Raw genomic sequence first — 13566 nt, 5'->3', positions numbered from 1 at the left:
CCCCTGATCGGTGTCCCATCACCGCTCACGTTGCTTGCTGGGAGCCGGCGTTATTCGAGACGTGCCGTATGCCTGCACGTGTCGAACTTGAGCCGGATGAGATGTCGGCCCGAACAACTACGACGACCCTTCAGGTGGGAGTCCCGTCGAAGTAGTTGTCTCTGGTCGTCTCCGCTGAGCGGAGGTTCCTGGGGCTCGCGGGCGTAGTGCCGAGGTGGCTGACAGCAGCCTCTCGGCGCCTCGCCAATCTGACCGGCTGTGTTCGTAGATTGACCAACATTTGTTGGCCAACGTATCTTGGCTATATGGCGTCCCGGCATCAGAAGCAGATCACCGACCCGCAGGCCCTGCGCGCGCTTGCCCACCCGATCCGGCTCAAGTTGCTCGAACTGCTCACCGTCGACGGGCCGGCGACCGGCAGGAGGCTGGCCGATCTGACCGGCGAGTCGACAGCATCGGTGAGCTACCACGTTGGCCAGTTGGCGAAGTGGGGCCTGGTGGAACCAGCCGTCGATTTGGCGCGTGGGCGGGAGCGGCCGTGGCAGGCCACCAGCCGTGGGATCACTTGGACCGCGACGGGAGACGGATCGCCGGAGTTCGCCGCCGCCTCCAGGGCGCTTCGGGAGCAGTTCGTTGCCCGGCGGTTGGCCGCGCTCGAAGAGTTCCAGCGCCACGAGGACGAGTTCGACGTCACCTGGCAGGAGGCAGCCTGGCTCGGCGACGACATGGGCTACCTCGATCCTGCCGAACTGACCGAGGCAACCGAGCGGATCAAGGCCGTCATCGCGGAGTACACCAACGCCGCACGGCCCCGCAAGGAAGGCGCCCGCCAGGTCGCGTTCTTCGCCTACGCCGTACCCACCTACAACGGTCCGAGCTGATGCTGCGCACGCCGGGCCTGCTCGCCCTGTTCACCGCGAAGCTGCTGTCCACCTTCGGGTCCTGGCTCACCTTGCTGGCGTTGCCGTGGTTCGTGCTGGCCACCACCGGCTCGCCGTTGAAGATGAGCCTCGTCCTGATCACCGAGTTCAGTGGCGTGGTGGTCGTCGGGCTGGCCAGCGGCAAGATGATCGCCCGGCTCGGCGCGCGGCGAACGATGCTGATCGGCGACGCGGCCCGGGTGCCGCTGATGGCATCCATCCCGCTGCTGCACCTGGCTGGCGGACTGAACTTGCCGATCCTGCTCGTGGTGTCGTTCGGGCTCGGAGCGTTCACCACACCGTATGTCTCGTCGCAGCGGTTGATCGTGCCCGAGTTGCTGGGTCCCGTGCGGGGCGCCGACGAAAAGCTCGTCGGCCGCGCCAACAGCCTCATCGACGCGGCGACCCGGATCGCCGCGCTTGCCGGCCCTGCCGTCGGCGGCGTCCTCATCGCGCTGCTCGGCCCGGCCGAGGTCCTCTGGATCGACGCCGGGACTTACTTCGTCTCGTTCCTGATCGTGCTCGCGTTCGTGCGACCGCCCGCGAGTGGGCGCGCGAGGATCGGGGAGAAGCATCCCGCGAAAGGTGGCGGCTACCGTCACGTGCTGAGCGACCCCACGCTGCGGCTGCTCGGCGTCGCGCTGGTCCTGGTGACGCTCGCCATCCCCGCCATCTTCCTCTGCCTGCCTGTGCTGGTCCTGCACGACCTCGGCGGCGACCCGCGCACACTGGGCCTGCTCACCGCAGCCAATGGCGCAGGCCTCGCACTCGGTAGCCTGGTCGCGGTCACCGCGCTGAGCCGCATGGGCACCACTGCCCTGACCGCGGCCGCGGTACTCCAGTGCGGGCCACTGTGGCTGCTGCTCGTCGAGCGACCGGTCGTCGTGGCCGCCGGATTGTTTCTCACCGGGCTGGCGACGCCGGTGCTCGCGGCGACCCTCATCACCCGCTTCACGCTGCGTACGCCACCCGACCAGAGACCGCACGTCCTGGCTGCGGTGACCACCACCGAAAACCTGGCCGGATTCATAGGCTTCGCGGCCGCAGGGCCTGCGTTGCAGTTCGCCGGCTCGCGCCCGGTCTTCGCCGCCATCGCGGTCATAGCCGGTGCAGGCGCCGCGATGTTCGTCCTCGGGATACGAGTGACCCCGAACGCTTCCTTCGCTTCCCGGGACGACCTTCGCGCGGCCTCCATCTAGATCAACTTTCTGATTCCAGGTCTCAGATCCATTAACGACGCCCCAAGCCCGGTGCGGAGAATTAGTCGCCCCCACCATCCGCTGGCCTCACCCAAGAAGCTGGCGAACCGCAGGGCGCTGCGCGGCAGCGTCGACGACCTGCTGCGGCCCGGACAGCCGGGCCGGAAGCCTGCGGTGACCGACGGCCGGGACGCGTGATCCCGGCGGGTGCCGGAACCCGCGACTGCGCACGCCCTACCGGCCCCCGGGCGGGGCGGTGCTGCCGCGGACGGTGAGTGTCGTGGCCAGCTCCATGCCGATTTGGGTCGTCCGCTCTCCCCGGCCCAGGGCGAGCGCGAGTTCGGTGGCCGCCACCGCCATCTCGACGATCGGCTGACGCACGGTGGTCAGCGGCGGGTCGATCAGGGCGGCGATGGGCAGGTCGTCGAAGCCGACGACGCTGAGGTCCGACGGGATGCGCAGGCCGAGGTCGCGGGCGCCGCGGTAGACGCCGACCGCCTGCAGGTCGTTGCCGGCGACGACGGCCGTCGGCCGTGGTTCGCGGCTCAGCAGCGCCAGGGCGGCCTCGTGGCCGGCCTCGGTGGTCAGCGGAGCGTTGCGGATCAGTCCTGGATCGACCGTGAGGCCGGCGGCGTCCATGGCGGCGCGGTGGCCGTCGAGCCGGGCGCGGCTGCACAGGACGTGCTCCGGCCCGGCGATGACGGCGATGCGGTGGTGGCCGAGACGGATGAGGTGGCGGGTGGCTGATCGGCCACCGGCCCAGTTGGTGGCGCCGACGAAGGGGACGTCGTCGGGCAGTTCGCTCGTGGGGTCGAGCACGACGAAGGGGATGCCTCTGGCACGTAGCTGGTCGCGCTGCTCGTCGGTCAACTGCGCCACCGTGATGACGCAGTCGGGGCGGCGGGCGAGGGTGTCGTCGATCCAGTAGTGGATGGCGCTGCGTTCCGGCCCGAACTCGGTCAGCACGACGCCGACGCGCTGTTCACGGGCGACCCGTTCGACCCCGCGGATGATCTCGATGCCCCACATGTGCTGCAACTCGTCGAAGACGAGCTCCATCATGTTGCTGCGGGTGGCCGGCGACGACCGGCGGTATCCGTACCGGCTGATCAGGGCCTCGACCCGCGCCCGGGTGTCGGCGGACACGCCGGACCGACCGTTGATGACCTTGGACACCGTCGGGACGGACACGCCGGCGCTCCGGGCGATGTAGGAGATCGTCACGGGCCGGGACGGATCGTCCGGCCGGTGGTCCTGGCCGGCGACGACCTTCCCTGACTCGGCGTGCGACACAGCAGGTCCCCTCTCCTCGCCGGCCGGTCCGGGTCACGGCGCAAGGATAGTCTCGGCCCCGTCGAGCGGTTCGTAGTCGAACCAGTCGACGTGGACGGTGCCGGAGGCGGCGTACACGCCGATCACCCGGCCGGTGAACCCGCCGGCCACCTCGGTGGACAGGTACCGGCCGTCGAGTTCGGCGAGCGGGTCGAAGGTGCCGTCGGGGTGCTGGATGCCGAGCCGCAGCACGTCGGGCTCCTCGCACGGGTGCCAACTGCCGGGCGTGGAGGCGACAACGTCGACACCGAGCTGGACCGGGCCCGGTGCCACCGGTCGGGTGGCGACGGTCGGGCGCACCGACCCCAGCCGGGCCACGACCCGCACCCGGCCGTCGCCGACCTCGATGTCGTAGTGGTGCCGCTCGTCCAGGCGTACGGCGAGCCCACCGACGCCCCCGGCCGGGTCGACCAGCGCCCGGACCCGGCAGGACAGGTGCTGCTGGCGACGGCCGACGAAGGTCACGTCCGGCTCGTCGAGCGACGCTCCGCGGGCGTGGAGGGTGAGCCAGCCCGGGCGGGCCGCCGTCGACCAGCACCCGGCGGGCCGGGACCGGACCGACACCCAGCGCGGGTGCAGCCGGGCGTCGTCGAAGTCGTCGCGGACGGGCGGCGCGGGCACCGGCCGGGGCGGCCACGGTGGCGCGGGCATGACCGGGCTGACGTCGCCGACCACCGGCCACCCGTCGACCCAGGTGACCGGCGCGAGGTACGTCTCCCGGCCCAGGACGTGCCAGCCCGGGGTGCCACCGCCCGGCCGTACGCCCAGCAGCACCATCCACCAGGAGCCGTCGGGCGCCTGGACGAGGTCGGCGTGGCCGGTGTTCTGGATCGGCCGGTGCGTGCCGCGGTGGGTGAGGATCGGGTTGGCCGGGCAGGGCTCGAACGGCCCGTCGGGCGCGGGACCACGGGCGATGGACACGGCGTGCCCCCGCTCGGTGCCGCCCTCGGCGATCAGCAGGTACCAGAGGTCGCCGATCCGGTACAGGTGCGGGGCCTCCGGGGCCTGCGCGCCGGGTGCGCCGGACCACGTCCGGCGCGGCGGGCCGAGCGTCCTGCCGGTGTGCGGGTCGACGCGCACCTGGTGGATGCCGGCCGTCGTGCACCAGCAGTCGCCGTTCTCGTCCCAGGCCAGGTCCGGGTCGATGCCGGCGACGTCGGGCAGCCGCAGCGGCTCCGACCACGGCCCGGCGGCGTCCGTGGCGGTGAAGACCATGGTGCCGGCCTCGGGCGCGACGTTGGTGACGATGAGCCAGAACCGGCCGTCGTGGTGGCGCAGCGTGGGCGCGTAGACGCCGCCGGACGAGGGCATCTGCGGTGGCAGGGAGAGCTGGCTCGGCCGGTCCAGCGCGTTGCCGATCTGCTCCCAGTGCACGAGGTCGCGGCTGCGGAAGATCGGCACGCCCGGGAAGTACTCGAAGCTGGAGCAGGCGAGGAAGTACTCCTCGCCGACGCGGCAGATGCTCGGGTCCGGGTGCATGCCGGGGATCACCGGGTTGCGGAACGTACCGTCGGCCCAGCGCGGCGGACCGGCCGCACGCTCGCGGGTGGCCGTCTCCTGCTGCCCGATGCTCATGCGGCTCCCCACGGGTGAGAGAAATTTTCTCTATCGACAGCGATAGTTGTCCGAAAAGGCTAGGAAAGCGGGCCGGTGAAGTCAACGTCGCGGGCGACCGCGTGGATGGCATTGACGTGCGTCAAGGAAAAAGCGTACCGTCCAGCACGAAACTTTCGCTGCCTCGGGCGGCGGAAGGCGGGAGCAGCGCAGCGCGCGGAGGAAGGGCACCTCCGCGCCAGATCCGTCCTGTGTGCGACCGGTGCGGCCGGCCGGCGCGCAGACCATTCCTCCTTCCAGCGCTGGAGAACCCATGCCCTCAACCGCGTGCTGGTCGCCACGGCGACCGGCGGCCGTCCCCACCACCACGACCTCACCGACCGGCTCATGAGACTGCGAAGAACACGCCTGCGCGCCGGGGTCGTCGCCCTGGGCGTCGCCGCGCTGCTGACCACCGGCATGGTCGTGGCCGCCACCGCCCAGGCCGCGGCCGGCTGCACGGTCGCCTACGCGACCACGGCGCAGTGGCCCGGCGGCTTCACCGCCGACGCCCGGGTGACCAACCTCGGTGACCCGGTCAACGGTTGGCGCCTGGCCTGGGCGTTCCCGTCCGGGCAGCGGGTGACCCAGGCCTGGAACGCGACCGTGACCGCCTCCGGCAGCCAGGTCACCGCGACCAACGCGAGCCACAATGCGGCGATCGGCACGAACGCCACGGTGTCCTTCGGCTTCAACGGCTCCTGGTCCGGCAGCAACACGGCGCCGTCCGCGTTCACGCTCAACGGGGTCGCCTGCACCGGCACGACGGGCCCGTCGACGAGCCCGACCGTCTCACCGTCCACCTCGCCCCGGCCGGCCGACCCGATGGCCACGGTGGCCGCGATGGAGCCCGGCTGGAACCTGGGCAACACCCTCGACGCCATCCCCGACGAGACGTCCTGGGGAAACCCGCTCACCACCCAGGCGCTGCTGCGCCACGTACGCTCCCAGGGCTACAGGAGCATCCGGCTGCCGATCACGTGGAGCAACCACCACGGCCCGGCCCCGGACTACACCATCGACGCGGCCTGGCTGGCCCGGGTGCGGCAGATCGTCGACTGGTCGCTCGCCGAGGACCTCTACGTGATGGTCAACCTGCACCACGACTCGTGGCAGTGGATCAACACGTACCCGTCCGACCGCACGACCGTCATGGCCCGGTACACCGCGCTGTGGAGCCAGCTCGCCGACGAGTTCCGCGACGACTCCCAGAAGCTCGTCTTCGAGAGCATCAACGAGCCGCAGTTCGCCGGCACCACCGGCGACGATCAGAACTACCAGGTGCTCGCCGAGCTCAACGCCGCCTTCGTCGACCTGGTCCGCGACAGCGGCGGCGGCAACGCGACCCGGCTGCTGGTGCTGCCGACCCTGCACACCAACGCCGACCAGGGGCGGCTCGACGCGCTGACCGCCGAGTTCGACGCGCTCGACGACCCCAACCTGGCCGCCACCGTGCACTTCTACGGCTACTGGCCGTTCAGCGTCAACATCGCCGGCGGCACCCGCTACGACGCCACGGTGGAGCAGGACCTGATCGGCACCTTCGACCGCATCCACGACACCTTCGTCGCCCGCGGCATCCCCGCCATCATCGGCGAGTGGGCCCTGCTGAACTGGGACCACAACCGGCCGGGCGTCATCGAGCGTGGCGAGTTCCTCAAGTTCCTGGAGGCCGTCGGCTACCACGCCCGCGTCCGGAAGCTGACCACGATGCTGTGGGACGCGGGACAGTTCCTGGACCGCACCACGCTGCAATGGCGTGACCAGGGTGTCTACGAGATGTTCAAGGCAAGCTGGACGACCCGCTCCGGCACCGCCTCCTCTGATCAGGTGTACGTGCCGCGCAGCGGCGCGATCCCGGCGAGGTCGCTGACGCTGAACCTCAACGGCCTGACCTTCCGGGGGCTGTGGCAGGGGAGCACCGCGCTGGCGAACGGTGCCGACTACACCGTATCCGGCAACACGCTCACGCTCACCCCGGCCACGCTCACCCGGCTGGCCGGCAACCGGGCGTACGGCGTCAACGCCAGCATCGAGGCACGCTTCTCGGCGGGCGCGCCATGGCGGATCGACGTCGTCACCTCCGACCCGCCGACCCAGGCCGCCGCGACGGGGACGACGCAGTCGTTCGCCGTCCCGACCCAGTTCCGCGGTGACCAGCTGGCCACCATGGAGGCGAAGTACGCCGACGGCAGCCCCGCGGGGCCGGCCAACTGGACCCCGTACAAGGAGTTCTGGCAGCACTTCCAGCCCGACTACACCGCGTCGGCGATCCTGCTCAAGCCCGAGTTCTTCGCCGAGGTCGAGGACGGCGCCGTCACCCTCACGTTCCACTTCTGGAGCGGCGCGCGGACCACGTACCGCATCACCAGGACCGGCACCACGGTGACCGGCAGCACCCTCTGAAGACCGGCGGCGCCGCGGCCGGGCCCGCCGTGGCGCCGCCGCCATCCTCATGACGCTCGTCGTGGCGATCGTCATCGGTGGCCTCATCCCACTCTCATCGTCGCCTCCGCCCTCGGTGACCACGCTCGCGGGCCGGCTCCAGCACCGTGCCGCTGGCGCGACGGAGTGCCCAGCCGACCGCCGTCGTGCCCGCGCAGATTGACGGTGGCGGCGTCCGACGTCGGGTAACGGTAGCTCTCGAAGCCGGTGCCACCGCGTCGGCGAGGCTTTCGCCGGCGTGCGACAACAGGCGGCGGGGTTGCCCGGACCGGGCCGGACTCGGTCGTGCTCATGTCGGCAGCGAGCTGACGGGCGGCAACCCCGGTGCGGGAATCCCGGGACCGACAACTCTCTCGTTGCCAAACAGGCAATCATGGCTGATCATGGCCTTGATCACTCGTCGAACGCTGGCAGCGGCTCCTTCCAGCCCTCGGGTTGAGCGCATCACGATGTCGGAGCCAAGGAGGAACCGGGTCCCTTCCACTCCGTCGACAGCCACCTTCGACCAGGCGACCCGTTCCCGGTCGCTGTCAACTCCTGCACGCCGATCACCGCTTGCTGCGCCAGTTGGAGGCAGACCATGCCCTGCTCCTGTCAGCCTCAACGGCCGACGCCGACCCGCTCCTGCCACGGCGCGCCGGACCACCTGCGCGTCGCGACCAGGGCAGGGGGCGCCTGATGGGCTCCAACGGCCCGGTGTTCCTTCCCGACCCCGCCGCGGACTATCTGAGGGCGGTCGGAGCCGGCAAGCTGCCGGCCGACCTGCCAGCCGATCACGCGGTCGCGGTGCTGGGGCCGGAACTCGCGGCGCGGACCTTCGCGCGCCCGATGTTCGTCGCGGAGCGTGAGATCGCTTCGTTCTACGCCGACTTCGAGGTGTTGCTCGACGTCGTCGGCAGACTGCCCGATCTTCTTGCGGGCGGCAGCCTGGCCGCGTTCGGCGCGCTGACCGACGCGCCGCCGGCGATCCGCCCGATGCTTGTCGACACCGACCTGCCACGCCTCGTCCGGTACGGCCGCGCCGACCTGATCCACGACGGCACCGGCTTCAAGGTGATCGAGCTGGGCCTGAGCACCGCAGTCGGCGGGGTGGCGCGGGCCCCTCTGGGCGCCGCGATCCTGGCCGACCCGCGATTCAGCGCCTTCGCCGAGCGGCACGGACTACGTCACCTCGATTCCGTCAACGGCGTGGTCGACGTGTTGGACGCGGCGGCACCGGAGCGTGCCGGCGGAACGCCCGGCGAGCTCAGGGAGGTGCTGATGGTCGAGGCGACCGGGGCGCTCGCGGAGTGGGCCGCCGCGTGGCAGCCGATGGCGGAGCGGATCGAGACGCGACCCTTCCGGACCCGGCTGGCAGAAATCGCCGACCTGTCGAAACCCGATGGGAGCATCGCCGACGGTGTCGCCGGGGTCAGCGTGATCCTGCGGCTGTTCAACCTGGAGGAACTCGCCGCCGAGCCGGAACCGGCGATCGCCTGGCGGCGGCTGCACCCCGCAGCGGACGGCATCACGCCGCCGGTGGTCACCGTACCGGCGCATGACGTGTTCAACAGCAAGTCCTGCCTCGCCCTGGTGCAGCTGCCCGCGGTGCAGGGCGCGCTGACCGAGGCCGAACGCGCTTCGTTGCACCGGATCCTGCCCCAGGCGACCCGCATCGACGCGTCGTACGACCTGACCGGTCTGATCCGCGACCGGTCCGACAACATCCTCAAACCGACCACGCTGGCCCGGGGGGAGGGCACGGTGGCCGGCTGGACGGTCGACGACACGACCTGGCGCGCCGCGCTCACCACGGCGGCCAGGGACGGCCGGTACATCGTGCAGCGGCGGGTGGTGCCCCGGACCGAGCCGGGCTACGACGAGCAGGGCGGCACGGTGCGGGACTGGCACGCGGTGTGGGGGCTGCACTACGGGCCGGCCGGGCTCAGCGGTCTCACCTCCCGACTGGTCAGGGAATCGAGCACCGTCATCCGCGGCACCACCGAACGAGGCACCCTGCTCGCGCCGGTGCTCCTCAACTCCGGCTCTCAATCGCCGAGCGGTGACCGCCGTGGGACAGCCACCGCTGGAAGCTGACTCCGGCCAGTTGTCGGGCCGCCGGCCGAGGCGCTGTCCGACGAGGACAGGGCCGGATCGGCTACGACGTCGCACCTGGCGGTTGCGGCGGGCACCCTTCGGCGAGGTGCCAGGCGAGGGCAGCCGTGACGTCCGCCTGCGCAGCCACCGGTGGACTCAGCCGGAAGTTTGCGCAGGTGGTCAGCGAGTGTCGGCGTAGGACGTGTAGCCGGCCGGGTCCAATGAAGTGATGGGTGTCCTCACGAGCGCTCGCCCCGGACGACGACCTCCTGTTCGGCGATCAGCTCACAGACCTCCGCGACAGTCGGATTGCGGAAGAAGTCACGGAGCCTCAGGTCGACCTCCAGTTCGTCGTTGATCCTCGTCACGACCTCAGCCGCGAGCAACGAGTGGCCACCGACGTCGAAGAAGTCGTCCGTCACCGAAACGGTCTCGATGTCGAGACACTCGGCGAACAGGGCGCACATCGACTCCTCCAGCGACTTTCGCGCAAGCTGATCCATGGGCATCAGATTCTCCAAGAGAATGTAGAAGGGACACACTCGGACTCTGCCCGGCTGTTCGCCGCTGAGGCCACCACTCGGACGGCCGGACTCAGCGCGCGAACCTCTTCTGCAGCAGTCCCGCGCAGGCCGTTCGGTCGGTCTTGCCGCGATCGTTCACCGGAAGGCCGTCCAAGGACGCGATGCGCGTAGGGATCATGTAGTCGGGCAGGTGGGAGCGAAGTCGTCTGCGTAGCTCAGGCACTGACGGAACGTCACCGGTGCAGACGGCGGCGAGCTCAAGTTGCCCGTCGCGATGCGCGACCGCGTGGACGATCGCGTCATCGACCCCTGCCCACATCCGCATGGCGCTTTCTATCTCGTGTATCTCGATCCGGTATCCGCGGATCTTGACCTGGTGGTCCAGGCGACCCAGGTGAACGAGGATTCCATTTTCCAGAGCGATTCGGTCGCCGGTGCGGTACCACGCCTCAGGCCCTGGTTCGGGGCGGTCGGACCCCGGTTGAGCAAGGGCGGGTTCGATGAACCGCCCCTCGTTGTCCTTGGCGTCGTGATAGCCGTGGAACCGCTGGGAGCCCCGCACCTGCAGCTCGCCGGATTCTGGATCGATCTGAGAGTCCAGATGCGGGTACACCGCGCCGATCGGCACTGTTCCGTTGGATGTCGCCGGCCAGGCGCCGCGTTCCTTCGGTAGGCGGTATGACGTCATCGCCACCGTGAGCTCGGTCGGCCCGTAGAGGTTCTCCAACGTGCTGTTCGGCGCCGCCTCGGCCCACGCCTGCGCCTGGTTGAGCGTGAGCTGCTCCCCGCAGAACAGGCTCCAGCGCAGCGACGGCATGCATCCCGGAGACAGCAGCCGCGCTCGGGTGGCCATGGAGACCAGAGAGGGTACGCAGAACCAGTGCGTCAACCGGTGCTTGTTCACGAACTCGACCGGATCGTAGAGGTCGTCGGCTGACGGCACCACGAGAGCGGCACCGGATCCCCAGGTGACGAACATGTCGAAGATCGACAGGTCGAACGTCAGGCTGAACATCTGCGAGTGTCGGCAGCCTGGTTCCATCCCGTAGCGGGTGACGTTGAGATCGAGGAACGGGTCCACGTTGCCGTGCCTGATCGGCACGCCCTTGGGCTGGCCCGTCGAGCCTGAGGTGAACAGCAGATAGGCGAGGTCGTCAGGACCGCCCGTCCAGTCGGGAAGGCTGTCCCGCGACGCCGATCCGGCAGCGGTGTCCGATGCCGACGGCGACCCGATGCGTACGACACGGGCCGGGAGCGCGTCCAGAAGTGCGGCGTCCGCCGTGTCGTCGGCGACGATGAGGTCCAGGCCGGCCGAGCGGGCGACCACGGCCAGGCGATCGGCAGGATGGGCAGGGTCGAGCGGTACGACGACACCGCCGATCCGCAGCCCCGCGAGGTAGGCCGCGTAGGTCTCGACGGTACGCGTGGACAGCAGGCCGACTCGTGGCCGGTCGACGCCCTCGGCGAGCAGGCGGTGGCCGATGGTGCGGGAGATTCCGTCGAGCTCGGCGTAGCTGAACTGCCGTCCGTCGGCGATCAGCGCGGGCTCGTCTGGATACTTCTCGACGCTCCGGATGAACCAGTCATGCAGCATACGTTTCCTCCGGATCAGCTCCCTGGGTTGCCGAATCAACCACAGTCGGCGCAAAGTCGAAATCCTGCTCCCCGGGCGGCTCAAGGAAGTAGTTGATGTCCGCCATCAGTAGTCGCATCCGGTCGTGATCGGTGGCCGTGAGCCACCGGTCATCGAGCAGGCTGCGGTTTCGGCGCATGACGTCCTCGGAGAAGGGAAGCCCGCCCGCGTCCAGATAGCGGACCGCGCCGGCACGATCCCGACACGGCATGACGTTCGATTTCGCGTGCCTGCTCGCGCTGAAGGGAACGTCCAGGGAGCCACGTTCGAATGCCGAGGAGATTGCTGGTGGAAGACTGGCGGCGCCGAGCAGTGGACCCACGATCTCATCCACCTCGCGCTCGATCCAGTGCTGCTCCTCCTCCAGGGCGTCCTCGTCGAGCCCGATGGCCTGGACGAATGGGGCGTTCGCGATCCGTGCGAGGCGCATCCCGTGAACGTTTGCCGAGGCGTCCGGGATGCCGTAGCCCTCCTGGATCGTCTTCGTGACCACCTTCGCCGCGCCGCCGAGCCTCGCGGTCAGGGCTCCCGCGAATATGAGTTGCTCGGCGCGGGCGCGGCTCTTCGGAAAGACACCCATGAACTCGTGGAGCACCGGATGCACGTCGACTGACGAGGGTAGGTAGCGGCTCGCGAGGGACCGGACCGCGCGCAGCGCGGCGACATCCTGCACCAGGTTGCCGGCCTGCGGATACGCGATCGACACGCAGGTCACTCCGGCACGGGTGGCCATGACCGCTTCCAACACGCTGATCGCGAGACTGACCGACGGCGGCACGAGCACGCCGGTGAGGCTGCCGAACAGTTCACGGTCGACGACCACGCCCGCCTGAGCCATCTCGCCGCACCTCGCGTCGATCTCCGCGTACGCGTCCAACGAGGCCGCGAGCGGCACGTCCTTGCAGTACGGCAGGTTGTACGAAATCCCGCCGCCCTCGAAGGACGTTATTCCTGACGCGATCGTGGTTTCGAACAGTCGGTGCGGCAACGGAGAGCCATGGCGTACCTCCAGCGGGGCCGAGACCGCCTGGTTGAGGTCGCGTCCGCGCCGCCAACCGTGCGTCACCAACGGGTAGCCGTTCATTTCTTCAGGGGCGTTGGACAACGACGACAGCGCCCTGTCGAACTGGTTGAGCCGCGTGTAGGAGTCGATCGTCAGACTCAGGATGTCGGGGCGGGCGCCTTCTTCGAGGGCGAGCAGCAGGGCACGCATCTGCTCATGACCGCCGACCCCGCAGCGCGGCTGAACCGCCACCAGGCCCTGGGCCTGCGCCGCCCTCAGGACATCGGAGACAGTGGGCTTGTTCAGCCCTTTGATGAAACCGATCGAATCGGCAGCCGATGGAAGCTCATCGGTGTCCATCGACTGTCTCCTCGATGCGTGGCGCACCCGAGAATGCGGTCACCTCGCCGTCGGGTCGCCCCCGGAGTCGATCGAGCACCGTGGGGATCGTGGACGGGTCGCGGAGGATGTGATCCACCCCCAGGGCGTAGAGGGCCGCCTCCTGGCTGATGTCGTCGGCCACGGCCACCGACAGGTTTCCCCCGACGATCACCGGGCAGGTGATCGCGCCGCGTTCCTTCGCCGCCGGCAGGTCGGCGAGATCCTGTCGTGCGTGTCCGTTGAGGCTGCCGACGAGCACCGCCTCCGCCTCCGGCCACCGGAGAAGCGCATCGCACATGTCGGACACCGTCGTGCAGGCGCCAAGGTTCACCACATTGAAGCCGCGCGATCTGAGCAAATAGGCTATGAGGTGGTTCGCGACGACGTGGGAATCGCTGGCCGCGACGCACAGGATGACGGTTCGTCTGCCGGGGCGGTAATCGCTTCTCATTCCTGACCG

At 69.7% G+C, this 13566-nt stretch carries 10 protein-coding genes; 4 read left to right on the top strand and 6 right to left on the bottom strand.

Features of this window, described 5'->3' with window-relative positions:
- The first annotated feature begins 305 nt into the window (after positions 1 to 305).
- Together AC0OO9_RS03945 and AC0OO9_RS03940 are read left to right on the top strand one after the other, a co-directional pair.
- Positions 306 to 881, top strand: a complete 576-nt coding sequence (locus tag AC0OO9_RS03945) for a helix-turn-helix domain-containing protein (RefSeq protein ID WP_484515660.1) — start codon at positions 306 to 308, stop codon at positions 879 to 881.
- On the top strand, positions 881 to 2119 hold the full coding sequence (locus tag AC0OO9_RS03940) for an MFS transporter (protein WP_484515658.1): 1239 nt from the start codon (positions 881 to 883) through the stop codon (positions 2117 to 2119). Before AC0OO9_RS03945 ends, AC0OO9_RS03940 begins: the two co-directional genes overlap by 1 nt.
- Positions 2120 to 2353: 234 nt before the next feature.
- Here the strand turns inward: AC0OO9_RS03940 and AC0OO9_RS03935 are convergent, their stop codons facing one another.
- Both AC0OO9_RS03935 and AC0OO9_RS03930 read right to left on the bottom strand, forming a co-directional pair.
- A complete protein-coding gene (locus AC0OO9_RS03935) occupies positions 2354 to 3412 on the bottom strand; it encodes a LacI family DNA-binding transcriptional regulator (protein ID WP_484515657.1) in 1059 nt (352 codons plus the stop codon).
- A 33-nt stretch (positions 3413 to 3445) separates the two neighbouring features.
- Entirely contained in the window at positions 3446 to 5026 is a 1581-nt protein-coding gene (locus tag AC0OO9_RS03930) for a glycoside hydrolase family 43 protein (protein WP_484515655.1), read from the bottom strand.
- Between the two features lie 306 nt (positions 5027 to 5332).
- On the opposite strand from AC0OO9_RS03930, the gene AC0OO9_RS03925 reads away from it, so the two are divergent.
- Positions 5333 to 7450, top strand: coding sequence for a cellulase family glycosylhydrolase (locus AC0OO9_RS03925; protein WP_484515653.1), 2118 nt, complete (start codon positions 5333 to 5335; stop codon positions 7448 to 7450).
- 717 nt (positions 7451 to 8167) lie between these two features.
- Complete coding sequence (locus AC0OO9_RS03920) at positions 8168 to 9565, top strand: hypothetical protein (protein ID WP_484515651.1); 1398 nt, start codon at positions 8168 to 8170, stop codon at positions 9563 to 9565.
- A gap of 239 nt (positions 9566 to 9804) precedes the next feature.
- Here AC0OO9_RS03920 and AC0OO9_RS03915 read toward each other — a convergent pair whose 3' ends face one another.
- The 4 genes from AC0OO9_RS03915 to AC0OO9_RS03900 all read right to left on the bottom strand — a co-directional run bounded on the left by AC0OO9_RS03915 (position 9805) and on the right by AC0OO9_RS03900 (position 13557).
- Positions 9805 to 10074 carry a phosphopantetheine-binding protein gene (locus tag AC0OO9_RS03915; RefSeq protein ID WP_484515649.1) on the bottom strand — a complete coding sequence of 90 codons (270 nt, stop codon included), beginning with the start codon at positions 10072 to 10074 and terminating at the stop codon, positions 9805 to 9807.
- A gap of 85 nt (positions 10075 to 10159) precedes the next feature.
- Positions 10160 to 11683, bottom strand: a complete 1524-nt coding sequence (locus tag AC0OO9_RS03910; RefSeq protein ID WP_484515647.1) for an AMP-binding protein — start codon at positions 11681 to 11683, stop codon at positions 10160 to 10162.
- The gene (locus AC0OO9_RS03905; RefSeq protein WP_484515645.1) at positions 11673 to 13085 is read right to left on the bottom strand and encodes a methylaspartate mutase; all 1413 of its coding nucleotides are present in this window, start codon (positions 13083 to 13085) and stop codon (positions 11673 to 11675) included. Before AC0OO9_RS03905 ends, AC0OO9_RS03910 begins: the two co-directional genes overlap by 11 nt.
- Complete coding sequence (locus tag AC0OO9_RS03900; RefSeq protein WP_484515643.1) at positions 13072 to 13557, bottom strand: cobalamin-dependent protein; 486 nt, start codon at positions 13555 to 13557, stop codon at positions 13072 to 13074. Before AC0OO9_RS03900 ends, AC0OO9_RS03905 begins: the two co-directional genes overlap by 14 nt.
- Between the last annotated feature and the right edge of the window lie 9 nt (positions 13558 to 13566).

It is taken from the genome of Micromonospora sp. USAFONa4, assembly GCF_057197825.1.
This window is presented reverse-complemented; position numbering and strand designations above follow the sequence as displayed.